The sequence below is a fragment of the Cernens ardua genome (assembly GCF_051251085.1).
Classification (GTDB): Bacteria; Pseudomonadota; Gammaproteobacteria; order Pseudomonadales; family Halomonadaceae; genus Cernens; species Cernens ardua.
The window spans coordinates 1-22,961 of record NZ_JBPCZH010000007.1; the positions used below are offsets into that span (position 1 = coordinate 1).

At 46.4% G+C, this 22,961-nt stretch carries 19 protein-coding genes and 1 tRNA gene; 10 read left to right on the top strand and 10 right to left on the bottom strand.

What is annotated here, in order from left to right:
* From LMG33818_RS11595 to LMG33818_RS11605, 3 genes are all read left to right on the top strand, one after another.
* Positions 1-227 (top strand): hypothetical protein (locus LMG33818_RS11595; protein WP_442323553.1); only part of this gene is annotated, 227 nt, incomplete at its 5' end.
* Between the two features lie 545 nt (positions 228-772).
* Positions 773-1,483 carry a Bax inhibitor-1/YccA family protein gene (locus LMG33818_RS11600; RefSeq protein ID WP_442323554.1) on the top strand — a complete coding sequence of 237 codons (711 nt, stop codon included), beginning with the start codon at positions 773-775 and terminating at the stop codon, positions 1,481-1,483.
* 198 nt (positions 1,484-1,681) lie between these two features.
* Positions 1,682-1,912 carry a hypothetical protein gene (locus LMG33818_RS11605; protein ID WP_442323555.1) on the top strand — a complete coding sequence of 77 codons (231 nt, stop codon included), beginning with the start codon at positions 1,682-1,684 and terminating at the stop codon, positions 1,910-1,912.
* 57 nt (positions 1,913-1,969) lie between these two features.
* Here the strand turns inward: LMG33818_RS11605 and LMG33818_RS11610 are convergent, their stop codons facing one another.
* From LMG33818_RS11610 to LMG33818_RS11620, 3 genes are all read right to left on the bottom strand, one after another.
* Entirely contained in the window at positions 1,970-2,623 is a 654-nt protein-coding gene (locus LMG33818_RS11610) for a 4'-phosphopantetheinyl transferase family protein (protein WP_442323556.1), read from the bottom strand.
* Between the two features lie 115 nt (positions 2,624-2,738).
* Positions 2,739-3,659, bottom strand: a complete 921-nt coding sequence (gene lpxO / locus LMG33818_RS11615) for a lipid A hydroxylase LpxO (RefSeq protein WP_442323557.1) — start codon at positions 3,657-3,659, stop codon at positions 2,739-2,741.
* 133 nt (positions 3,660-3,792) lie between these two features.
* Positions 3,793-4,380 carry a hypothetical protein gene (locus tag LMG33818_RS11620; RefSeq protein ID WP_442323558.1) on the bottom strand — a complete coding sequence of 196 codons (588 nt, stop codon included), beginning with the start codon at positions 4,378-4,380 and terminating at the stop codon, positions 3,793-3,795.
* Between the two features lie 73 nt (positions 4,381-4,453).
* Between LMG33818_RS11620 and LMG33818_RS11625 the strand changes: the two genes are divergently transcribed.
* A tRNA-Ile gene (locus LMG33818_RS11625) sits at positions 4,454-4,530 on the top strand.
* Positions 4,531-4,756: 226 nt separating this feature from the next.
* Here the strand turns inward: LMG33818_RS11625 and LMG33818_RS11630 are convergent.
* Positions 4,757-5,278 (bottom strand): hypothetical protein, encoded by a 522-nt coding sequence (locus LMG33818_RS11630; protein ID WP_442323559.1) that lies wholly within the window; start codon positions 5,276-5,278, stop codon positions 4,757-4,759.
* A gap of 358 nt (positions 5,279-5,636) precedes the next feature.
* Here LMG33818_RS11630 and LMG33818_RS11635 point away from each other — a divergent pair, with 358 nt between their 5' ends.
* Entirely contained in the window at positions 5,637-6,062 is a 426-nt protein-coding gene (locus LMG33818_RS11635; protein WP_442323560.1) for a copper resistance protein NlpE N-terminal domain-containing protein, read from the top strand.
* A 195-nt stretch (positions 6,063-6,257) separates the two neighbouring features.
* On the opposite strand, the gene LMG33818_RS11640 is transcribed toward LMG33818_RS11635, so the two are convergent.
* Together LMG33818_RS11640 and LMG33818_RS11645 are read right to left on the bottom strand one after the other, a co-directional pair.
* Positions 6,258-7,637 (bottom strand): peptidoglycan DD-metalloendopeptidase family protein, encoded by a 1,380-nt coding sequence (locus LMG33818_RS11640; protein WP_442323561.1) that lies wholly within the window; start codon positions 7,635-7,637, stop codon positions 6,258-6,260.
* A 139-nt stretch (positions 7,638-7,776) separates the two neighbouring features.
* Positions 7,777-8,241 carry a YaiI/YqxD family protein gene (locus LMG33818_RS11645; protein ID WP_442323562.1) on the bottom strand — a complete coding sequence of 155 codons (465 nt, stop codon included), beginning with the start codon at positions 8,239-8,241 and terminating at the stop codon, positions 7,777-7,779.
* Positions 8,242-8,788: 547 nt separating this feature from the next.
* Between LMG33818_RS11645 and LMG33818_RS11650 the strand changes: the two genes are divergently transcribed.
* The 5 genes from LMG33818_RS11650 to LMG33818_RS11670 all read left to right on the top strand — a co-directional run bounded on the left by LMG33818_RS11650 (position 8,789) and on the right by LMG33818_RS11670 (position 14,795).
* Positions 8,789-10,516 (top strand): DEAD/DEAH box helicase, encoded by a 1,728-nt coding sequence (locus LMG33818_RS11650; protein WP_442323563.1) that lies wholly within the window; start codon positions 8,789-8,791, stop codon positions 10,514-10,516.
* Positions 10,517-10,713: 197 nt separating this feature from the next.
* Entirely contained in the window at positions 10,714-11,403 is a 690-nt protein-coding gene (gene nfi, locus LMG33818_RS11655; RefSeq protein ID WP_442323564.1) for a deoxyribonuclease V, read from the top strand.
* 65 nt (positions 11,404-11,468) lie between these two features.
* Positions 11,469-12,542, top strand: coding sequence for a lactonase family protein (locus tag LMG33818_RS11660; protein ID WP_442323565.1), 1,074 nt, complete (start codon positions 11,469-11,471; stop codon positions 12,540-12,542).
* A gap of 166 nt (positions 12,543-12,708) precedes the next feature.
* The gene (locus tag LMG33818_RS11665; RefSeq protein WP_442323566.1) at positions 12,709-13,980 is read left to right on the top strand and encodes an MFS transporter; all 1,272 of its coding nucleotides are present in this window, start codon (positions 12,709-12,711) and stop codon (positions 13,978-13,980) included.
* A gap of 203 nt (positions 13,981-14,183) precedes the next feature.
* Positions 14,184-14,795: a hypothetical protein gene (locus tag LMG33818_RS11670; RefSeq protein ID WP_442323567.1), complete on the top strand. Its 612-nt coding sequence runs from the start codon at positions 14,184-14,186 to the stop codon at positions 14,793-14,795.
* Positions 14,796-14,947: 152 nt separating this feature from the next.
* Here the strand turns inward: LMG33818_RS11670 and cydC are convergent, their stop codons facing one another.
* The 4 genes from cydC to gltA form a co-directional block, all read right to left on the bottom strand.
* Positions 14,948-16,726, bottom strand: coding sequence for a thiol reductant ABC exporter subunit CydC (cydC, locus tag LMG33818_RS11675; protein WP_442323568.1), 1,779 nt, complete (start codon positions 16,724-16,726; stop codon positions 14,948-14,950).
* On the bottom strand, positions 16,719-18,551 hold the full coding sequence (cydD, locus tag LMG33818_RS11680; RefSeq protein ID WP_442323569.1) for a thiol reductant ABC exporter subunit CydD: 1,833 nt from the start codon (positions 18,549-18,551) through the stop codon (positions 16,719-16,721). Before cydD ends, cydC begins: the two co-directional genes overlap by 8 nt.
* 925 nt (positions 18,552-19,476) lie before the next feature.
* Positions 19,477-20,973 (bottom strand): glutamate--tRNA ligase, encoded by a 1,497-nt coding sequence (gltX, locus tag LMG33818_RS11685; protein WP_442323570.1) that lies wholly within the window; start codon positions 20,971-20,973, stop codon positions 19,477-19,479.
* A gap of 395 nt (positions 20,974-21,368) precedes the next feature.
* Positions 21,369-22,670, bottom strand: a complete 1,302-nt coding sequence (gene gltA, locus LMG33818_RS11690; protein ID WP_442323571.1) for a citrate synthase — start codon at positions 22,668-22,670, stop codon at positions 21,369-21,371.
* Positions 22,671-22,961 lie beyond the last annotated feature (291 nt).

The window sequence follows — 22,961 nt, forward strand, 5'->3', positions numbered from 1 at the left end:
GCGCCGATGGTAGTGTGGGGCTTCCCCATGTGAGAGTAGGTCATCGTCAGGCATCTATCCCAGAGAACCCGTTGTGTCGGAAGGCACAGCGGGTTTTCTTTTTGTCTGTAGAAAAATTGCCCGGTACCTCTCATTTTGGGTGTTCTCCCACCTTTTTATTTCTTTTCTTTCCCTGGGTATCAATGACAGCGTGGAAAGCACGGCAGATCGGTAAAGCAGATTGGTAAAAAGGACGCTAAAGACATAGCGCCAAGCGGTAACTGTGTAAAGCTACAAGTGGGTAAAGCTATAAGAAAGATGTGGTTGAAGAGTCCAAATTACTTATTATTTGTGTAATATATCTTTCAGCCCGATGATAACTATATCGTCTATTAGCTTATTAAAATGCGACTTTTGGCATTGTGGTATTAATAATATACGCTATAAGCAGTATAGTAATTTAATACACTAATAGTATTAGTTATTTGAATATTTCAGAAAATAGTATTATTCATTCTATAGTTGGAATTAAAGGAAAAGAATACATAATATGGATACTATCCGGCAATAAAAATATCATGTAAAACCAATATTTATATCGGGATGATATACACGTGGTGGAGAGTCTATTTGGGGCTGTAAGAAGAGCGTAAGATAGTGATTTGTTTGTGCTGCTTGAAACTTGCTGTAAAATTAATTTTTCAGAGAAGGGAATGGCGTCTCTTTTTTGTAGTCTAACAGTTAATCCATGATGTACCATCATGAGACTGCATTCAATCAAGGAGTAAATAGTATGCGTCTAGATTCATCGTCTGTTGAGCAGCGCGATCAATCCGGTGTGTTACAGGGATTTATGGCTCAGGTATATGGCTGGATGGCCAGTGGACTTATTCTGACCGCATTTGTTGCCTGGTATGTGGCGCACTCACCTGCCGTTATGCATGCCATCTTTTCCAATCAAATCCTCTTTTTTGGATTGATTATTGTACAGTTTGGTGTCGTTTGGTTTTTATCGGCATCCATAGGGAAACTATCCCCGGGAGTGGCTACGACTCTATTCATGGGCTATGCCGCATTAACTGGTCTAACAGTATCGAGTATTTTTGTCGTTTTTACCTACTCATCCATTGCCAGCACCTTTGTTGCAGCCGCTGGGATGTTTGCTGTCATGAGCGTTTATGGTTATACAACCAAGCGTGATCTTAGTGGTTTCGGAACCATGTTTTTCATGGCTCTGATCGGTATCGTCATCGCATCTCTGGTTAATCTATGGTTAAAAAGTGGCACTCTTTCATTAATTATCAGCTATATCGGTGTCGTTCTTTTTGTCGGTCTGACGGCATATGATACTCAGCGAATCAAGTCGCTGGGTGGGCAAGTTGCCGGTATGGAGCATGGTGAGGTGAGGAAAGTATCCATTATCGGTGCATTGGCATTGTATTTGGATTTTATAAACCTATTCATGATGCTCTTGAATATCATGGGTAATAGAAATAATCAGTAATCTACCAAGGGGGGCAATGCCCCCTTTTTTAGTTTATTACCTTAATAATTCCCTTATTTTTGAACATTTGCATTTGGATTTACACTGGGTAACGAACATGCATTATTCTTGCTGTATAGACGATTTATTTTGTTAGTGTTATACCGTACTATCTTCTCCACGTACTCACCTGAGTACTCATCAATAAGGAGTAAGAACATGAAAAAGACACTCGCACTCTCTGCTGCACTTCTGATGGCTCTTCCTTTCGTTGCTGAAGCTCAGACCACAGCTGCATCTACTACTGCACAACATGCAACACATGCAGTTAAATCTCACGCTCATACAGCAAAACACAAGGCCAAGCGCCACCATCGTCATCATGCAGCGCACAAGCATGTAGCTCATAAAAAAGCTGCAGCTACTACCGCTGCTAAAAAAGCCAAATAAGATTACGATCTTGTTTGAAGAGAACCGCATTTATATAATGCGGTTTTTTTATGTCTGTTAAACAGAAGCCGGGATCAAACCATGGGTGATGACCCATCGTGGCATGTCACAATAATGGATATTGCAGCGATATCCGGTAACGAATTCGTGATTGAGATGAATCAATAGCGTAAGTGTCAGCACGTTACGTTGAGAATTGAATTCAGTAACTTCAGCATCATGAAAGTAAAAAGACTGGCCGACGAGAGGATTAAGGAGTTTAAATAAAGTTTCCTTAGCTGAGAAAATGCGCGTGAGCCAGTTGGATTTCATTGCGACTGAAAGACTATTCCAATATGCCAATTCATTTTTGGTGAGAATTGCAGGTGCTAATCTTTCTACCTTATTTACGTCAATCCACTTTTCTATATCAAGTCCCATACTTCTCACATAGCTGGATGCAGTGGCATAACTGGCAGCTATCCCATCACTATGTGTAATTGATCCAACACTGGCATTAGGCCAATGAGGGCGCCTTTCTCCCTGAATACTCTGTGGCAAGGCATCTATTCCTACCCGTTGCAAGGCAAAACGAGCACAAACTCGCGCAGCCAGGTATTCTGCCCGACGCTTTTTAACGGCTCGTTCTATATAAGTGGGGAGATTAATTCCATAGCGATCATAATCTGCATCACTGTATTGCGATAGATCGAAACACGTAATACTCAGCATAACTGAATACTGTGTGTCCAGTGTATCATATATAGCTGAAATAGCTGTTTCAGGAAGGGGGGTCAGGAATAAATCGCCCTCCTGTATGAAGGGCGAAAATACAGAGGATTGCACGTTATATTAGCCAGATAATAAAAAGAATAATGGCGATCGGGATGAAAAAAATGATCCATTTAACGAGTTGATACAATGGCTTGTTGAACTTCTTAAGCCGCTTACCTTTATCTCTTAACGCATAGAGATATTTAAAGATTTTATTGATACCACCTGTTTCATCCGATTCATCATTGGGAGAAGCAGCTGCACGCATGACTGTTCGGCTGAACCATTGATTGAACGCTGCTGCCCATTTGAATTTCATTGGACGTTCAATATCACAAAAAAGGATTAATCGATTTTCCTCTGTGCCATTTTGTGCCCAATGAATATAGGTTTCATCGAAAAAAACAGCTTCGCCATCGCGCCAACTATAGGGCATGCCATCTACATCTATAAAGCATCGATCATCGTTGGGTGTACGCAAGCCCAAATGATAGCGAATAGAGCCAGCATAAGGGTCACGATGTTTCATTAATTTACTGCCGGCGGGGAGTTCTGCAAACATGGCAGCTTTTATAGAGGGAATTCGTGAAAGGATTTCTGTCGTTACAGGGCATAAATCGACAGCAGATTGATGGCTTTCTCCATACCATTTGAGATAAAAACGTTTCCAACCTCTGCGAAAGAATGAATTGAAGCCAGCATCATCCTTCTTGTCTGAACCCTTGATGTGATTTTCAAGGGCTTCCGCTTCGGCACGAATCTCTTTCCAGCGTTCTGTTACTTCCCTCATCTCAGGAAATTCATTGGAAGAGTGGTAAGGCCGATCTGCTTCCCTGGAGAACAGATACATGAATACATTGATCGGTGCCAGAAAGCTTGAATGATCAGAAAGTTGGCGAGTGAAACGATGCCGAATACGGCCCCTGCAATGGACGTAAGCAATACTGAATAAGACGTAGGCCACCACCAGGGCGACAATAAACCATTTTATCATTGTGAAGCATCTCACCGTGTCAGACGTGAGCCTGGCGATAGGCACATGTCATTTTTTGATGTAAATAATTCCCATCTATTTTGACACGGTGAGAAAGGTGGTGTCGATCTAATCACCATTTAAAACTTAAGATTTACTGAGTGTGGATGATTTGTGCATCCAATGCGATGGGAACGTTCTCAGCCAAATTCTGGTAACCCAACGTGGAAAGAATGATGTGAGAATAGCTTTCTTTCATGAGTTCATTGGCATGTAAAGACATCGGCCTGGCGGTTGTTACCTGATAATTACCGTTTGCCATGCGTGTCATCTTAAGATCGACAGACTGAGTTCTGGAATGATGATGAGATGTAAACGTTAGGGGGACAGGGCGCGTAATGGATTGTCCTTCTGGCAGGTTGAACCAGGACGGATCAATAGTACCCGTGATATCGGCCGTTTGAGAACCAATCATTGCAGTGACCCAATCAGGCAATCCGTTCATTAAATCGAGTTGGGACAATTGCAATGGAATATTCAAGTGCCCTTGTGCATCGATAGTGCCTTGCAGATTTTGGACGTGATAAACATGATTAACATTACCCGTTGTCCGCTGATCCGTGAAAGTGGCGCTCAGGTCACTCTTGGCAGGATCGAATTTCCAATCGGCGAAAGCATGCAAACTGCACGCAAGGCCAATGGGAATGACTAAAAATCGTCCGATAGAATGTAAAGAGTGCATTCTGTACCTCTAAGGTGAAAAAATTGCTAGATCATTGAAAAAGCTTTAGTTATCATACACACCAACTTCTTTGGGGCCTATAGCTCAGTTGGTTAGAGCAGAGGACTCATAATCCTTTGGTCCTAGGTTCAAGTCCTAGTGGGCCCACCAATCGAATCAATGACTTAGAGTATATTTGCTCAACATAGTTCAGTGTTTGGTTCCGATTTGGTTTTTTCTGAAGAAGTTCTTTCCAGCCATATGGCAACTATTTTCCGTGTTGCACCCCGTACAATTCTCTTCCTGAATACTGACCAGCCTTCTCATTCATGCATGTTTGTCGTGTGCCCTCCATATCTGTCATATAGGACATAGGTTGATCATGACTTATTACAGGTCATTCTGCTGTAATAAATAGTTCGCGTATTTTTTGCTGAGGATGACGTAATTCTTTATTAAATTTTGCATAATAAGCAGCGCGTGATTCCTTGGTAATATTCTCAATGCGTCCATATACAGCTTTCCAGCCTTCTATATCGGTGTTATACATTACATAACTACCATAGCCAGTCATTAACTCAGTCTGGGAGTGTTCTGACAAGTAATGAAATAACCAGCTGGATGTTTTTTTAATTTGCGATTTTCCATTTTTATAAATGGCTTGAAGGACCTTTTGATAAGCTTCACTGTATTTTTTCCAGGCTAATTTATTTGATTGCCTATTGTTTTCCAATAACGCTTTTGCTTCATCCAATAATTCATTAATTTCAATGGCTTCTTTCTCAAGGAATGAAGATAGAAAAGCATGTGAGGCTTGTTCATTTTGACACTTACTTTGCCGATACGAAATTAAAACGTTGCCTACGCTTACTGTAAATGAAAAAAGTGAAATAATATTTGAAGAAGTTACCCAATTCATACCTTTTCCTAATGTCTAAATTTAGCGATAATTAAATTATTATTGTTAAAGCGAATTTGTTATGGCTTTCAATGATAAAAAACAATACTAATGTATTAGTACACGCAGAATAATGTGGATATGACCGTTAAAACTTGACGATGCCGAGCGTTAGTGTATATCTTCTAAAAGTAAGTGGATACTCATGGAAGGTATGAAGTCCATTTGGTTTAAGTAACATGATAATCAGCCAAGGGATTTAAGAGACTCACATCTTTCAATCTGGGGGTGTGGGCTAATATCTCATTAACGTCCTTGTTTGAACAAAGTGGCTTAATGGACTACGTTTAATACGTCCAGTTTCAAGGAGAAATCGACAATGAAATTCAAGCTTTTGGCAGGTGCTGGTGTTCTGGCTGCTGTTACTGCATTGGCAGGGTGTGCAAGTGGCCCACAAACTCCCTACAGCCGTGTCGCTGGTGATTATCAAGGGCTTCTGCCTTGTGCTGATTGCTCTGGTATCCAGACCAACCTGCATTTGGTCAACAATGACAACATTTCGGGCTCATTTGTCCTGAAGAGTGTCCGTAATGGCCAAAGCAATAAAGTGCTTGAGACAAAAGGTAATTTCCTTGTGTTGACCAACGCTGGTCCACAGAAACTTCCGATCGTTTATCAGCTGAAAGGTTCTCAGGGTAATACCATCTATAACCTGCGTCCGCTTGATTCAGGTGACCTGGAAGTGCTGACCAATCAGTTGACAACTCCAGACAGCAGCGCAGATGTAACTCTAAAACGCCAATGATTCAGGGTGTTTTAGCTTGATCTTTTTGTAAAATTTTAATTGGGCAGATGGTGAGTGATGCCGCTCTACCGCCTCGATTATGTGCAAGAAAGATCAAGTGGCAATATGAAGAAGCCGACCCTTTGGGTCGGCTTTTTTATATGCAGTTATTAAATGTTATGTAAGAGTCTTGTTGTATAACGTATATACAGTCATTTATGACGTTTTTTGCTTTTCGGATGAATGATCTTTTGATGAAGTCTCTTTATCATTGGCCTTCAATCCCATCCTTTCCAAAAGCGGGTAGTAAAATTGCTCGAATTTTTTGAGTGAATCGCCTGTTAATACAGGGTGATGGGGCAATGGAACTGTCATTGGATCTTGTGGCTGGTTATCTACCCACACTTCGTAATGCAGGTGAGGTCCTGTCACTCTGCCTGTATCCCCGGAAAGGGCGACAGGGGTACCCATCTTCACTTGTTGTCCTTGCTTTACCAGCGCCTTGGACAAGTGCAGATATTTGGTTGTGATATTGTCTTCATGAGTTATGACCAAAAATTGGCCTGAATTAGGAGCATTGGTAACGCTTTTGACTATGCCATCAGACGGGGCCTTGATGACTGTACCCACAGGCATAGCGAAATCCGTACCGTTATGGGGGGCGACCACATGGGTAACGGGATTCAATCGTTGGGGTGAGAAAGGGGAGCTAACGGGGTAATTTCCCTCAAACGGGTAGCGTTTGAAATCGGATTCGAGTGCTTCTCCGTTCGGTGAGTAATAGTCATCATCATAATCAAACAGAAGAACATTTGCTCTTTTGCCTTGATAGGATATTCCCAGCAAACGTGAGTCGATTTTTTTCCCGTTATAAGCACGTGTTTCTACCAATACCCGTAGCTTGTCGCCACGCATCACTTGCTTGTTCAGCTGCATTTTCTCAGACAGCAAGGTTTGCAATTGACGCGTCAGATCAGCGCTTAGCCCGGCATAGGCTGAGGCATGTGACAATGTCGTACCGATGGTCGTGCTATATAAATGTAAATGTGTTTCGGGTTTGACAGTGACCAGTCGGACATCATAGCCATTCGGACCATAGCGGCGGGTAACTTCAACACCATGAAGGACGTCTGTCATGATCTTCAGTGTGAGCAAATTTCCATGTGAATCCATGTCGTAGGAAAATGTCGAACCGGATTTGAATTGAGTGAGTGCACGACGAATTTCATCTTTGGGAGACGCATTCAGTATCCCCATGATTTGAGTGAAATCAAGATGGAGAAGCCTGTTAGCCAGCGCCGTGAATGAGTCATTGGGCTGTATTGCGTATGTGGCCTTGCCTGTTTTTACATTGATGGCATTGGCGTGGGGATTCAGCAGGGCGATGGTGCCCAGGCCAAAATGTACTGTCGTTGTTGGAGGAATACCATGAGTATGCAGTTTCCAGGGAATCCCAAACGAGTAGGGGGAGGGAGCGTTTTTGGTTTGGAGCTGTGGTGCTCCTGATGCTGTTTGAGCGCCTAGCGTAAGTACAAACGCGCCGAGTGAGACCAACGCCGATTGATACACTTTCCTTGAGCAGAATACTCGATACATTCGAAAAACCATCACATAAATCATTACGGGGCGTTGTCTTGCGACGTTGCCTGGTCGATAACTTGAATTTCCGTTGAGGGAGAATTCAATTTGAGGCTATGACTGCGTGTGACATCCGTAGGTTCCCTACCCATCCATTTTAACGCGTTTGCAATACGCGCATGCGCGTTACTATCCGATCAAAAGCATTGGCGAAGGTTCTGACATCTCGTTCATTGAGTGTTTTTTGTCCGCGTGAATGCTCTCCACTGGCTCGCATGGTATCCATGAAGTCGCGCATGTTCAGGCGCGCACGAATATTGTCCAGTGTGAGGGATTCTCCACGTGGTGTCAGCACCTGTGTTCCCTTTTTTAACACTGCATCGGCCAGAGGTAGGTCGGCAGTAATTACCAGATGGCCGGCTTCTGCACGATCAATGATGAGTTGGTCCGCAGCATCGGCACCGCTGGGAACACTCAGCATGGAGACATGCGTTGTCCGATTCACCGGCAATGCATGATTCGCAACAAGAAATGTACTGATGGCGGTGCGTTCAGCTGCACGTAGAATGACTTCCCTAATGGCTTTCGGGCAAGCATCTGCGTCCACCCATATTTTTGACATGATATTTCTCCGCCGCAATCGTTTGATAATTTACATATTCGGATAACTTACATTTAAAGTGCATGTTAACGCATAGTCTGTTAGTATAACTGCTCCTCGCATGTGAATGGCCTTACCATCTCAACTGATTGGCCCCAGGGTGATTATCCCGGATGTATGTCCGGTGACTAATTTAACGGCATTGGCCGGTTTTGGGCTTCAGACTTCTGGCAGATTGATCGCATTGCCTTCCCGTCGGAAGGGTGTATCCAACGATGCCTAAAAGGATGGGTGTGTGTCCGATGCATTTTGAATGTATCAGACCGCTTGATGGTCGCCACACGTGTTGTGTGTTTTCTGATCAACGTGGCGATAATTACGTCTGTGGTAATCGCCTTTTGATGCGGCAATCCCTTCCGTTGATATTGAAAGCACCAGGTGCGACCCGTCATGGATGCCTTGAGCTGGCATCATGACCTCTCTCTCCCGCTGTGAAAGCTGCGTTTATCTATTGCTCTGCCACCCTAATCCGGTGCGCGCAGATCGCACAGCCAAATCAAGGTGTGAAATGACTTCGAACTCCGACGTCTCCTCAAATGTTCAGGTTGAAAGCTTTAGCGACCTTCAGCTTCTTCCTACCCTACTCAAAACGCTTGACTCCCTGGGCTATGAAAAGCCTTCTCCCATTCAGGCACAAACCATTCCTTCTCTATTGGAAGGGCGTGATCTATTGGGTCAGGCGCAAACCGGTACAGGTAAAACGGCAGCATTTGCACTGCCCTTGCTCACCCGTCTGGATGTCAATAAGCATCAGACTCAGGTATTGGTTCTGGCCCCAACGCGTGAACTTGCTCAGCAGGTTGCGGTTAATTTCGAGCGTTATGGTAAAACACTGGGTGGCTTGCAAGTTCTTACTGTCACCGGTGGTCAGGAATATCGTGATCAGTTGCGTGGCCTGCGTGGTGGCGCCCAGGTTGTGGTGGGCACCCCCGGCCGCGTTATCGATCATCTTGAGCGCGGTTCGCTGAAGCTCGACAATTTACAGGCGCTGGTACTTGATGAAGCCGACGAAATGCTGCGTATGGGCTTCATTGATGATGTGGAACGTGTGCTCCGTGATACGCCTGAAGGTACGCAGCGTGTATTTTTCTCTGCGACCTTGCCTCGTGAAATCGAAAAAATCGTCAATCGCTATCTGATCGATCCTGTCAAAGTGCAGATCGAAACCAAGGCTGTTACGACGACCATTACCCAGCGTATGTGCCGTGTCGAAGGGGGCTCCAAACTTGAGGCGCTGTCACGCATTCTTGAGGTTGAAGATGTAGATGCGGCTATTGTCTTTGTTCGTACACGTGCTGCCTGTACTACACTGGTTGAGCAGTTGACAGCACGTGGTGTCTCTGCGGCGGCGCTGTCCGGTGATCTTGATCAAAGCCTGCGTGAACGTACTGTTGCCCGTTTGAAACGGGGCAAAGTAGATGTTGTTATCGCAACGGATGTTGCAGCACGTGGTCTTGATGTTCCACGGATTACGCATGTCATCAACTATGATTTGCCTCATGACACTGAAGCCTATGTTCACCGCATCGGTCGTACAGGTCGTGCTGGACGCGAAGGAACAGCGATTACGTTCGTGGGTGGCCGTGAAATGCGCAAGGTTCAGTGGCTGGAACGGGCAACAGGACAACGCATCGAAATGATGGAATTGCCTGACGAGAAAGCCGTTCGAGCACACCGTGATGCGCGTTTCAAAGCCCGTGCTGAAGCAGCATTGGCATCACCTGACGAACGTCAGCGCAACATGGTTGAAGCCTTGGTAGCTGAAGGGCATGACCCATTGGAGCTGGCCATGGTGTTTGCTCAATTGGCCCGTGCTGATGAAGCCCCGGTTCTGCCCATTCGTAATGGTGGCTCACGTGATCGTGACCGCGGCCAGCAACGCGATAATGGTCGTGGCAACAATCGCCGTAATGGACGTGAAGGAAGTGGACGTCCAAGCGCTCCTCGCGAAGGCATGACCCGTTACCGTGTAGCGGTAGGGCATCGTGATGGTGTCAAACCCGGTCAGTTGGTCGGTGCGTTGGCGAATGAAGGTGGTATCGAAGGTGCTCGCATTGGGCGGATCGATATTCGTCAATCACACAGCACCGTTGAGCTACCCAATAGCCTCCCTTCCAGTATTCTTGGGAAAATGGCACGTGCTCGCGTAGCGGGTCGTCCTCTCGAGATCAGTGAAGACAAACAGCGTCCTGAACGTCGTCGCGAACGTAACGGTGATGACCGTCGTTTTGGATGATGATAAATGCCTGAATTATCAGGTCTTGAAATGGCTCCTCCGGGAGCCATTTTTTTTGTACTTTTTGCATCAAGGCAAAAAAAGACCATTCCTGTTCTTGCCAATGCCTTGATGCTTTGATGTTTAAACGGCGCTCAGCGTATACGTCTTGCAGTCAGAACGTTACACTCATAGGATCACTGATTATGGGATACATCATGAGCGAAGAATCCTCTTGGTCTTTATCACCCAGGGAAGCGATTGCACAGCAACGTGAATGGGCAAAGCAAATTGATCTCGTTGATCATATTGAGCAACCAGTGACCCATATTGCAGGTGTTGATGTTGGCTTTGAACGTGACGAAGCTCAACCATTGGGTACAGTGACAAGAGCAGCAGTCGTGGTAGTGAGCTATCCGGCATTGGAAGTAGTCGAAAGTATTGTCGAACGCGTGCCTACTCGAATGCCTTATATCCCCGGTTTGTTATCCTTCCGAGAATTGCCCGCTGTTATTCAGGCATATCGCCAATTGTCTGTGGACCCTCAATTGCTTATGGTGGATGGACATGGAATAGCGCATCCACGGTCGTTGGGAATTGCAGCTCATCTAGGGCTCTACCTTGATAAACCGGCGATCGGAATTGCTAAAAAGAAATTATTCGGCCACTACGAAGCCCCGGGCGAGAACAGGGGAGACTACACGCTTTTATGCGATGGCGATAAAGTGTTGGGTAATGTATTAAGAACCCGCGTTGGTGTTAAACCCGTATTTGTTTCCCCCGGCTATCACATTTCTGTAGCCACTGCCAGAGACTGGGTCGTTCGTTGTCTGACCGGCTATAAGTTGCCTGAGCCGACTCGGCAGGCTGATCGTTTGGCTTCGCGTCGTCTTAAGCATCTACGTTAATCGAATTCATCTTGGTGAAGACCCTGTGTGGTTTATCATCGAAAGACACATCTGAGGAGTTTTTAATGCATCAGTTATTCGTGGGTGCATACACTGGCGGAAGTAGTGAAGGCATCCATATCTTTCAATGGGATGAGTCAAACGACAGATATCAGCCAAAACAGGTCATCAAAAGTGAACATCCTTCCTATCTGGCGTTTAATAAAAACGGCAATGTTTTTTATGCCGCCAATGAAATTGGTGCTGATCGTCCCGGACGTGTCTCTGCCTTTCATTTGGAGAATGGGCAATGGCAATTGATTAATGATAGCTCTAGCGAAGGGGCCGATCCTTGTCATTTGTTACTAACACCCAATGAACGTTATCTGATCGTCAGTAATTATTCCGGTGGTAGCCTGGCTGTTTATGAGTTGGGGCTTGATCACGGTTTACGTGCCGCTGTTCAGGTATTGGCTTTCAGTGGTGGTAGTCAAGTGCGGCCGGAACAGGAAGCAGCGCATATTCACTCCACACTGGTTTCACCTGATGGGCAATATGTTTTTGCGTTCGATCTCGGGAATGATTGTCTTTATCGCTTTCCCCTTGATGAGGTTGTTGCGCCAGGCGCCAATAGTCCACTGGATTTCAGTCAGCAAACGACTATCGAGCTGACACCTGGGAGTGGTCCCCGTATGGGGCGGTTTAGCCCGAATGGCCGCTTTCTTTATGTATTGAGCGAGCTGGATGGCAGTATTGAAGTATTTTCCTACCGTCAGGGAAAGTTGGAATCCATTCAGCGTGTTGCTCTTGTTGATCCTGCTCGCGATATTGAATCAGCTGAAAACAGTGGTGCAGAGCTGGTATTTACTCAGGACGGCAATATATTATTGGCCTCCAACCGCGGTAACCTGAATGAAATTGTCAGTTTCCACGTGAATCACGAGACTGGCCATCTCGATTATGCCAGTGCTGAATCTACAGGTGGCACTATACCCCGTCATTTCACTCCGATTGACGACAAGGGGATTTTGGTGGCCAATCAGGGGAGTGGCTCGCTGGTACTGATTGATCATGAAGCAGGAGAGTCGTTACGCCGTCATGGTGTTGTGGCAGAAATTGACCAGCCTGCGTTTGTCTTTGTCGATAATCGGTCGCATTAACATATTGTGTTGATCGTCGTGGCAGGTCACTCCGACGGGTGGCCTGCTTTTTATTGTGTCTGATTGATATGTCATCGCACTACTCTTGGTAGACGCTTTCATTTTATGCGTAAGAAAATGGTCACTCATGGATCTTGCTGATAGGCATTTGAAATGATGACTTACTATGCCCCATATGACTGATAAAATTTCTCTTGAAGAAAAGAACGTGTTCAATGATCGTGGTTTTCTTTACTTTCTGATTGCGCGCTTGGGTGCGGTGTTTGCCATGCAAATACAAGCGATTGTCGTCGCATGGCAACTTTACGACCTGACTCATCAGGCGATGGCGTTGGCTTATGCAGGGCTTTCCCAATTTTTACCGATGGTGCTTCTGCTGATGCCCGCCGGCGACCTTCTTGATCGTTTTCCGCGTAAACTCATCCTGCTCTTCAGTTGGATTCTGCAATGTATCTGTAGTGCGGGGCTTTTATTCATCGCTTTATCGGCGCATCCTTCAGTTGTTGCCATTTATGCTACTCTGATTGTATTCGGATGTTCCCGTGCTTTTTCCGCCCCCAGTCTGCAAAGCCTACTCCCTCAAATTGTGTCCCGTGACCGGTTGCCACAAGCGGTAGTCGTCAATTCCTCGATCATGAAGATCGCTGTCATCTCGGGCCCCTTATTGGGAGGTGTGCTGTATATCTATGGGGCGGCCAGTGCCTATGCTGTCTGTTTCGCTGGCACACTAATCGCGATATTTGCCATGAGTCGTGTACGGGTAGCACAAGAGTCGCCAGAAATGTTGTCTCCAACAGAGATACGTAAAGGTAGCCGCTCGTGGCAACGTTTCATCGCTGGACTACACTATATTTGGCATCGGCCGATTATTCTGGGCGCAATTTCACTGGATCTGTTCGCCGTGTTACTGGGTGATGTGGTGGCGTTGCTGCCCATTTACGCGAATTCAATTTTATCGGTGGGTCCACTTGGCCTGGGGGCATTACGGGCTTCGTCAGCTGTTGGGGCACTTATTGTGGGCGTTTTTCTGAGTGCGCATCCGTTGAGAAAGCATGTCGGCATCACAATGTACCTTGCTGTTGTGATGTTTGGATTGGGTAACCTTGTTTTTTCGCTCTCAGGTCATTTCTGGCTATCGTTGGTGGCGTTGACTATAGCGGGCGGTGCAGACATGGTGAGTGTCTATGTTCGTTCAACGCTGATTCAGTTAGCGACACCAGATGATATGAGAGGCCGTGTTAACGCTGTTAACATGCTGTTTCTTGGCTCAAGTAATCAGCTCGGTGAGTTCAGGGCAGGAAGTGTCGCTGCATGGATTGGTGCTGAAAAAGCAGGTGTTGTGGGCGCATTCACTACTCTTTTTGTGGTATTGGCCTGGGTGAAATTATTTCCCTCCCTCGTCAAGGAAGATTCATTTGATTCTATTGAAGCAAAGTGACTCAGGATAACCCTGTGAATCAAGAGGGCACAGGTGAAATAAAAGCACAAGAACGGTTCAGTATCGATAGAATATTATAGAGACGAAAAGAGCGCACATTGGTGCTAGATGTTATCCTTGACATATCCATGACAGAAATATTTTTTAGGGATAACGGTAGCCATGTATAAAGTGGCTAGTAAATGATAATCAGGAGAATAAACATGGCAGGTCAGGATGCACCTTTCACAGTCAATGAAGGGACTCCCAATCAGGGGCGTCGGGTAGGTGAATTTTTCTTCGCGCTTGTTCTTTGGGCCTTGATAGGTGTACTCGTTCAGTGGTTAATGCCATTGAGCACTAATGACACCATTAATCTTACATCTCTGTCTCATGGGAACTCGCATAGCACGACGACGTTCTGGAATGCGCTGGAAGTAGTCGCGTTGTTTTTCACAGTACTTGCTTTTCTGTTGCGCGATTTTGCTACCTACAATCCTATTGCCAAAGGGTTGAGTATTGTCGCCATTCGCGTGTTGGCAACAACATTTGACTTGGGGATGTTCGCGTTCGGGGGCTATCTTTTCCTGAAACTGACAGGGGATGCTTCGATCGCAGCTACTGAGCATGCGACTCTATGGCAACAATTGCTGTTTGTTAATTTTGGTATTTTTATTGTTAGCCTGGTGGTGCTGGGTGTGTTGCTGTTTCTTCTACGTTGCACACGCGTCACACTGCTGTCTTTGCCTTTCCTTGAGTACAAACCTTTCCTACGTCTGGTCATCTATATCATCTTGCTGATCGTGCTTGCATCGGTAGGTTTTTTTGCTCTGTAAGCCAAGTAAGCCTCTCTTGTTGAAGATGTTTTAGTCGCTAAATAAACAGTGCAAGATAAAAAGTCCGCGTCGGTATCATTAACCGGCGCGGACTTTTATTTTTAACTCACATTATATTCAGCGGCTTTTAACGCTTCATGTCAGTACAGGTTTTATATCTGTAATCCCTGATACAAGTACGCCAGTTTACTTTGATCATTCATTGTTGAGCGCTGGGGAGAGCCAGTTTCAATGACGCTTCCTTTTTCGATCAGGGCATAACGATCCATATACGCAAGATCTCCAAGCCTGTGAGTGATCATCATCAACGAACGGTCTTTGCAACAGGCTTTGATATGTGCCATGACGAGTTGTTGGGTTTCCCGGTCCAGGCCTTCCGTGGGTTCATCCAGAAGCACGACGGGCGCAGGACTCAACAGGGCTCTCGCCAATCCAAAACGGCGTAGTTGTCCGCCGGAAAGGGAGGCCCCCCCTTCGTCAGGCCATGTATCCAGACCTTCTGGCTGATGCTCCAGCCAATCGCCCAAATCAAGGGCCTTCAGCATATCAATGATTTGCTGATCACTAATTTTGTTTCGCCCCATGCGTAAATTGTCACGAAAATCGGCACTGAAAATCTGAACATCCTGAGTAGCAACGGCAAAGATCCTGCGTAAATGCGCTTCGGATAGTTGTTTGGTCTCGACACCACCGAACCTGATCGTACCTGTTGTTGGCTCGATAAATCGGACCAATAGATTGAGCAGGCTGGTTTTTCCTCCGCCCGAGTGTCCAATGAGTGCCAGATGCTCACCCGAAGCAAGGGACAGGCTCATCGAATTCAATACCTGTTCCTGATCATAACGAAGAGAGACATCCTGTATCTCTATATCGTTGCTATGGGGCTCTGCCTGATCCTGCTCGGGAAAAGTGATCGTTGGCACAGCTTCCTGGAGCTCGTTCAAGCGCGTGGCTGCCTGGCGTACTTTACCCAATTGCTGCCATGCTTCAGGCAGCATCATGACGGCCTCAAACGCAGATAGCAGCCCCAAGGCAATCGTAGCGACCATAGTGTCGCTCAGGCCATAATGTCTTGCCCACCAGGCAGCCAATATCAATGCCCCTGACATGCTCAGGCCCAATAAAAACATGGACAGTAGTTGAGAGTCACCCCATTGGCTGGAAAGCGTCATTTGTGCGCGATCACGCTCTTTCTGCTTTTCAAGTAACTTCTCTTTCTCTTTATCCCACTGACCATACAGACTTAATTCAGCAAAGCTATCCAGTCTCTCCACTAACTCGGCCCGAAGTTCGCCATCCAGTACCTGCCAGCGGGTTGACGTTACATGCCCCCGTTTCCATGCAAGCAAGGGACCCAGTACACCGGAAATCAGCAGGCATAATGCGCAGAAAAGGCCAATAAAAGGAGAAAACAGGCCAATGATAACGCCATAGCCAATAATGGTGAGCAATGCCACGATGGATGGCACCAACACTCTGACATACAACGCATCCAAGGCATCGACATCTGCTGTCAGGCGTGTGCTGAGTTCACTGCTGCCGATCTGCTGCAGTGTAGAAGGCGATAGAGGCTCGATTGCCCTATAGATTTGTGTTCTCAGGCGGGAGAGTATTTTAAAGGTTCCCTCGTGCGTGAGGGTACGTTCCCCATAACGGGTAATTGTGCGTGCGGTGGCAAAGAGCCTGACACCTGCAGAGGGCAGGGCATAGTTAAAGGCAAAGGCTGTTGTTATAGAGACACCTGCCAATGCGGATGCATTCAAAAACCAGCTGGAGAGAGTAACCAGCCCAACGCTGGATGCCATCGCCATTAAGTTAAGGATAAGTCCAATCAGAAGAAGGAACCAGAAAGGGCGCATTGCTCCCAAATAGGGTTTTATCTCGCTGAAAGTACCACGCTTGGGATGTATCGCCCGTCCATTATCAGACATTCAAACCTCCTTCAGCATGGGCCAGATAGGCGAGGGGACCGCCAGGTTGACTCAGCTTGTCGAAATTCCCATAGGCCACCTGTTTGCCTTTTTTCAAGACAAGAATATGATCTGCCAGCCGCAACAGCTCCAGTCGGTGTGTCAGCATGATCATGCTTCGACCTTGACCCAGTGTCTCCAACCCATCAATGATTTTGCGTTCACTTTCAACATCCAGACTGGCAGTCGGTTCATCCAGAAGTGTCAGTGGCGCGTTACGCAGGAAGGCCCGTGCCAGAGAGATGCGCCTTGCCTGACCACCCGATACAGGTTGCCCACCTTCACCAATGAGTGTGGACAAGCCATTGGGTAGCGATTTTGCCCATGAATATAGCTCTGCCTTTTTCAATGCCGTCCACAGGTCTTCCTCTGTCGTGGATTCTGTCGCAGCCATATTGAGGTTATCAGCCAATGTTCCCTTGATAAGTGCTGCGTGCTGACCTACCCAGGCGAGGGATTTGTGCCAGTCGTTGTTGGGGATTTTGGCTATCGGTGTTTGATTACAGCTTACCTCGCCGGAAGTGGGTTGCATAAAACCAAGCAGTATATTCAGCAATGTACTTTTACCTGCACCGCTTTGACCGATAACAGCAAGCGTTTCACCTTCGGCCAACGTAAAGTTGATATCTTCCAAAGCGTTGAAATGCGTACCGCTATAACGAGCGGTCAAGTGATCCACCTTGAGCTCAATCTGTTTGGGTACCGCCCAGCTATCTACATGTTGAGCGGCTTTCTTGCTAGCGACGTCATCCAACATCGGAATCAGGTTTTCAGCTGCTGCTTCTGCAGCCGCCTTGTCATGATAGAAAGTGCCAAGATCTCTTAACGGTTGATAAAATTCGGGTGCCAGAATCAGCATGAAAAGCCCTGAAAACAGGGATAGGCCATGATCCCACGTACCGAAGTGAAAGTGCCCCAAATAGGTAAAGCCAATATAGATTGCTAAAATCGCAATAGAGACAGAAGAGAAAAATTCCAGGGCAGTAGATGACAAAAAGGCCAGCTTCAGCACTTTCATTGTGCGAATACGAAAGTCTTCTGACACTCTTTCCACCGCGCGTGCCTGTATACGTCCCAACCCAAACAGCTTCAGGGTAGGCAAGCCACGGATGGTATCAAGGAAGTGGCGGTTTAAACGCCCCATTTCACGAAATTGTGCATCCTGCAGATTTTTGGCGCCCATTCCCACCATCGCCATGTTGAGGGGAATCATTGGACCCGTGATCAGAAAAACAAGACCTGCCGCCCAGTTGATGGGGAAGACAATCACCAGAATAATGAGTGGAATCAGACCACATAATGTCATCTGTGGCAGGAAATTGGCATAGAAACCATCCAGTGCGTCTACTTCTTCCCATACACGGGTATTCAGAGTAGCGCTATGTTGATGCCTTACCCAGAGAGGGCCTTTTGTGTTCAATTGGCTCAGTAGGGCATCCCGCACGGACTGACGCACCAGTATACTGGCTTTTGCCCCCGCGATGGTTTTGAAACGACTACATAGCCCTCGGGCGATGAATGCAAACGGCAATACAATAACCGGTACGGTGATACTGCTAAAAGCCGCATGCTCAATGACCATTCGTTGTGCAATGATGGCAATCGCCCATGCCTGTATGAGCAGGAAGAGGGTAGACACTCCGCCCATAATCACTGAAATACGTGGCCACTTTCCTGCACGTTTGGCATTTTGACGTAGCCATTTGGCGGGTGTCATGGAAAAGGACTCAGCCGGTGCATCAGTAGCGGACGGTGAGTTACTTTGGATTTGGTCACTATCAGTCATAAGCTCTCCAGATCAAGGCCATGATTTTAAGCCATTTTGAGTCACGATGTGCAGAGACCAACTGTCGCATAGCACTTTTTCTCCAAATCTGCTTTTTCCGGGACGCTCGTGCATCAGGCTTTTATTCACCGATTTGTCCATTCACGCGAGTCGTCTTCCTTCCGTGCGCGGGAATATGCATGTGAAGACATGTCCATAGAGCCTTGGCCTTTATATAAGGGAGATATCCCTATACCCAAATGTTTTGGATACAGGATGTAAGGTGTGCCTGGATGTCGTAAAGGACCATTCTTGATACTCAAATGGGGTGAGGCACATGTTTGTCCACACTTTCTGTGGATAACCTTGTGAAAAAGCCCTTTTTATAGGCTCAAAGTCTAGGTCTCATAAGGGATGAGTACAAATTGTTCGTTTTTTGTACAGTTATAACTCTATGATTTTAAAAGAAATGTTCCGATATCATTGGCCTGCAACGGGAATATGCATGTATGATGACGAGTTTGTTATGGATTTGTTTATTCAGTGGAAAAGTCAAGCCTACCTTTCATGAATTACTTAAAAAAATTACTTGAAAATCGTGTTTTTTTCCCTCCAAAACCAATGAAGGATTAAAACGTCCTGATCTTCGCCAAACATGTCACTTTGAAGACAAATTTCGAGGGTTAACAAACCCATGGTATTCGATCACGGTACACATGTAGCATGCCAAATTTCACTCAAGAGATCGGAATGCCGTAGCCAGCCGAATGAGGAGGGCCTTAATCAGGAATGCGCTAAATCATGCCCGAAATAAGTAATGAATGCCGTAAGTTTTGGTTTGAAAATGATTGAATACAGATAAAATCAAGATAACAAAATGGCTTGCCTACATCTGTAAGCAAGCCTTATGAGTTGATTGGGAATGTCGTCAGACATTACGCACGTATCAATCCATGTCTGTAAAGGAGATAGCCCGGAAGCTTTTTTCCAGAGATTTTGCTTTTTTCTTCGAAACTCCACCGAGTACTTCGATAGCGTTTCGCAAACGGGCTCGTGTGATATCTGATCCGACGATAGTCATGATATCCAGAACAGAAGTAGAGCTCAGGCTGCCTGTCATCGCCATGAAGACCGGTGCCAATAAAACTTTCAGCTTGATCTGATAATGTTCTGACAGTTGTTTTGCTTCATGCATCAAATGAGCCTTGTCCCATGTGCGTAAAGCTTCAAAGCGCCACACAAGGAATTGGAGTAGTTCTTTCTGTTGTTCAAGCGGCAGTGCAATGGGCTCGAAATCGTCCTGTTCCAGTTTGGGGATGCCTGAGAAGAAGGGCTCCGCCAGTGGGATGACGTCTGAGAGCGTATGAATACGTGGACGAATTTCCGGCAGGATACTGTCAAGATAAGCGCGATTGAATGCCCACTTCTGTAACGCTTCCAGCAGCTGGGTATTATCCAGATCTTCCCGAATATAAACACTATTCAACCAGCCGAGTTTATCAGGGTCAAAGATAGGGCCACCCAACGAAATTCTGTGAATATCGAAGTTTGCTTCCATCTCGGACAACGTGAATTTTTCACTTCCATCCGGCATCGACCACCCCATGCGCCCCAGGTAGTTAAGGAGCGCTTGAGGCAAATACCCCATACGACGGTAATAATTGATGGAGGTTGGGTTCTTGCGTTTTGATAGTTTCGTTTTATCGGGATTGCGTAAAAGGGGTAGATGACATAGTACCGGCATATCCCAACCGAAGTATTCATAGAGCAGCTTGTGTTTGGATGCAGAGTTGATCCATTCCTCACCGCGCAGTACGTGAGTGATCTCCATCAGGTGGTCATCCACGACATTGGCCAGGTGATAGGTGGGCATCCCGTCGGATTTCATCAGGATCTGAGCATCTACCTGTGCCCAGTCTAGCTCAATAGGCCCACGCAAGAGGTCATCGACGACGCAAATACCCTCTGTCGGTACTTTCATCCTGACAACATATGGGGCACCTGCGGCTTCACGGCGTTTGGTTTCTTCTTCCGGCAGAATCAGGTCATCCTGTTTCAATGCCGTAAAGTTGCCGGATGCCTTTCGGGTCTCGCGTAATTCATTGAGCTCTTCAGCAGTCAGGTACGATTTGAAGGCATGTCCGGCATCCAATAATTGCTGAACATGTTTTTTGTAGATATCCCCGCGCTCACTTTGGCGGTAAGGGGCGAAAGGGCCCCCAATGTCCGGGCCTTCGCTCCATTCGATCCCCATCCAATGCAATGAGTCGAAGATCATTTGTTCCGATTCCGATGTGGAACGGGTCAGATCAGTATCTTCAATGCGGAGGATAAACTCGCCACCATACTGTTTTGCGAAACAAAGGTTGAACAGTGCCACATAGGCAGTCCCTACGTGGGGATCACCTGTGGGGGAAGGAGCAATGCGTGTGCGAACGGTCATGGGATAAGCCTTGTGATGCTAGCGCTATATTCTGAAAAGTGGTGCTATTTTCGCATGAATGCTTAAGGTCGCAAACTACTCATTGCCTGAAATTTTTCATTTCTCATACATTTTCGGGGGAAAAATCATTCGAGGTAGATACTTTTAGACAGATGGCTAACCTTTATAAGGAACAGGAACAGGAACAGGAACAGGAACAGGAACAGGAACAGGAACAGATGAGAGTGCCAGGAACCGTTATCGCCTCGCGTCTTCTTGTCAATTCTGGAACTTCTCACGATAAAAGAATACGGACGAATCTAGAACATCTGACTATTGGACAGGATTCAATTAATGAAAAGGCCTCTCATGGAGAGGCCTTTGACATAGATGCTTAACCAAAAGCATGAAGAAGATCAATTGTCGTTTGTATGATCCGCTGGATAGTGGCGTTCTCCTACACCAGTATAGAGCTGACGCGGGCGGCCAATCCGAGTGCCTTTGCTGATCATTTCATTCCAGTGTGAAATCCATCCCACCGTGCGTGCTACTGCAAAGATTACAGTAAACATGTTCGTGGGAATTTTCATTGCCTTGAGAATGATGCCTGAGTAGAAATCAACGTTTGGGTAAAGTTTGCGTTCAATGAAGTATTCATCTTCGAGGGCAATCTGCTCAAGTCGCATAGCGATTTTGAGTTGAGGATCGTTCCCATGCCCTAGCTCGTTCAATACCTCGGCACATGTCTCCTTCATGACCTTCGCGCGTGGGTCGAAGTTACGGTAGACACGATGACCGAATCCCATCAGCCGGAAGCTATCATTCTTATCTTTGGCTCTGTCCACGAAGCGTTGGATATTTTCTTCCGAATCCTCACCGATCTCATTCAACATGTTAAGGACAGCCTCGTTGGCACCGCCATGCGCTGGTCCCCATAGCGCAGCAATGCCAGAGCTGATGCAGGCATAGGGATTGGCTCCCGTAGAACCTACCAAACGTACGGTAGAGGTCGAGGCATTTTGTTCATGGTCAGCATGCAACATGAATATCCTGTCCATCGCACGAGCCAGCACGGGATTCACCTTGTATTCCTCACACGGGGTACTGAACATCATGTGCAGGAAGTTTTCTGCATAGCCGAGGTTGTTCCGTGGATAGGTAAAAGGTTGCCCGATACTGTACTTGTAGCACATGGCCGCCAGGGTTGGCATTTTCGCAATCAAACGATGGGCGGCAGATATGCGATCGTTTTCATGACTAATTTCCAAACTATCATGATAGAAGCCCGCCAATGCCCCTACCGTGCCACACATGATAGCCATTGGATGCGCATCACGTCTGAATCCGCGGAAGAAGTGGTGTACCTGTTCATGAATCATCGTGTGATAACGGATGTCATGAGTGAACTGTTCATATTCTTCCGGAGTAGGCAGTTCGCCATTCAATAAAAGATAGCTCAACTCCAGATAATTGGAGTATTTCGCCAGCTCATCAATAGGATAACCGCGATGTAAAAGAAGCCCTTTTTGACCATCGATGTAAGTAATGGCTGATTCACAGGCAGCAGTAGATACAAAACCCGGGTCATAGGTGAAATAACCCGACCCCCCCAGTTTTCTGACGTCAACCACATCGGGCCCCAGTGTGCCGGAGTATACAGGTAGAGTGACATCTACCCGGTTGCTATCAATATCCAGTTCTGCTGTTTTGTTGGCCATGCTCTCCGACTCCTCATGCTAATACTGCGCTCTTTATTTCTTTATCAGGGAAGTGAATTCAGGAGAATTTGCCCTTGATTTGCAGGGCTCATTACCCAAACAGCTTCCATTTCTACGGGTGAACCTGGCGCTATTGACTCGTAGAGTGTAGGGATGAAACAGTAAGCATTTTTCTGCCTTGCTCAAGTACCTCGCGTTCATCCCTTGTCGTTATATAACTGTAGTTATACCTGTAGTTATTGCCTGTAGTTATTGCCTGTAGGTGTACCTATAGCTGTGCCTGTAGTTGAT

What these genes read in the sequence shown, in the direction of transcription:
- LMG33818_RS11600 (WP_442323554.1), top strand. Translation starts at nt 773, where the DNA reads ATGCGTCTAGATTCATCGTCTGTTGAGCAGCGCGATCAATCCGGTGTG.
- LMG33818_RS11605 (WP_442323555.1), top strand. Translation starts at nt 1,682, where the DNA reads ATGAAAAAGACACTCGCACTCTCTGCTGCACTTCTGATGGCTCTTCCT.
- LMG33818_RS11610 (WP_442323556.1), bottom strand. Translation starts at nt 2,623, where the DNA reads ATGCTGAGTATTACGTGTTTCGATCTATCGCAATACAGTGATGCAGAT.
- lpxO (WP_442323557.1), bottom strand. Translation starts at nt 3,659, where the DNA reads ATGATAAAATGGTTTATTGTCGCCCTGGTGGTGGCCTACGTCTTATTC.
- LMG33818_RS11620 (WP_442323558.1), bottom strand. Translation starts at nt 4,380, where the DNA reads ATGCACTCTTTACATTCTATCGGACGATTTTTAGTCATTCCCATTGGC.
- LMG33818_RS11630 (WP_442323559.1), bottom strand. Translation starts at nt 5,278, where the DNA reads ATGAATTGGGTAACTTCTTCAAATATTATTTCACTTTTTTCATTTACA.
- LMG33818_RS11635 (WP_442323560.1), top strand. Translation starts at nt 5,637, where the DNA reads ATGAAATTCAAGCTTTTGGCAGGTGCTGGTGTTCTGGCTGCTGTTACT.
- LMG33818_RS11640 (WP_442323561.1), bottom strand. Translation starts at nt 7,637, where the DNA reads ATGTATCGAGTATTCTGCTCAAGGAAAGTGTATCAATCGGCGTTGGTC.
- LMG33818_RS11645 (WP_442323562.1), bottom strand. Translation starts at nt 8,241, where the DNA reads ATGTCAAAAATATGGGTGGACGCAGATGCTTGCCCGAAAGCCATTAGG.
- LMG33818_RS11650 (WP_442323563.1), top strand. Translation starts at nt 8,789, where the DNA reads ATGACTTCGAACTCCGACGTCTCCTCAAATGTTCAGGTTGAAAGCTTT.
- nfi (WP_442323564.1), top strand. Translation starts at nt 10,714, where the DNA reads ATGAGCGAAGAATCCTCTTGGTCTTTATCACCCAGGGAAGCGATTGCA.
- LMG33818_RS11660 (WP_442323565.1), top strand. Translation starts at nt 11,469, where the DNA reads ATGCATCAGTTATTCGTGGGTGCATACACTGGCGGAAGTAGTGAAGGC.
- LMG33818_RS11665 (WP_442323566.1), top strand. Translation starts at nt 12,709, where the DNA reads ATGCCCCATATGACTGATAAAATTTCTCTTGAAGAAAAGAACGTGTTC.
- LMG33818_RS11670 (WP_442323567.1), top strand. Translation starts at nt 14,184, where the DNA reads ATGGCAGGTCAGGATGCACCTTTCACAGTCAATGAAGGGACTCCCAAT.
- cydC (WP_442323568.1), bottom strand. Translation starts at nt 16,726, where the DNA reads ATGTCTGATAATGGACGGGCGATACATCCCAAGCGTGGTACTTTCAGC.
- cydD (WP_442323569.1), bottom strand. Translation starts at nt 18,551, where the DNA reads ATGACTGATAGTGACCAAATCCAAAGTAACTCACCGTCCGCTACTGAT.
- gltX (WP_442323570.1), bottom strand. Translation starts at nt 20,973, where the DNA reads ATGACCGTTCGCACACGCATTGCTCCTTCCCCCACAGGTGATCCCCAC.
- gltA (WP_442323571.1), bottom strand. Translation starts at nt 22,670, where the DNA reads ATGGCCAACAAAACAGCAGAACTGGATATTGATAGCAACCGGGTAGAT.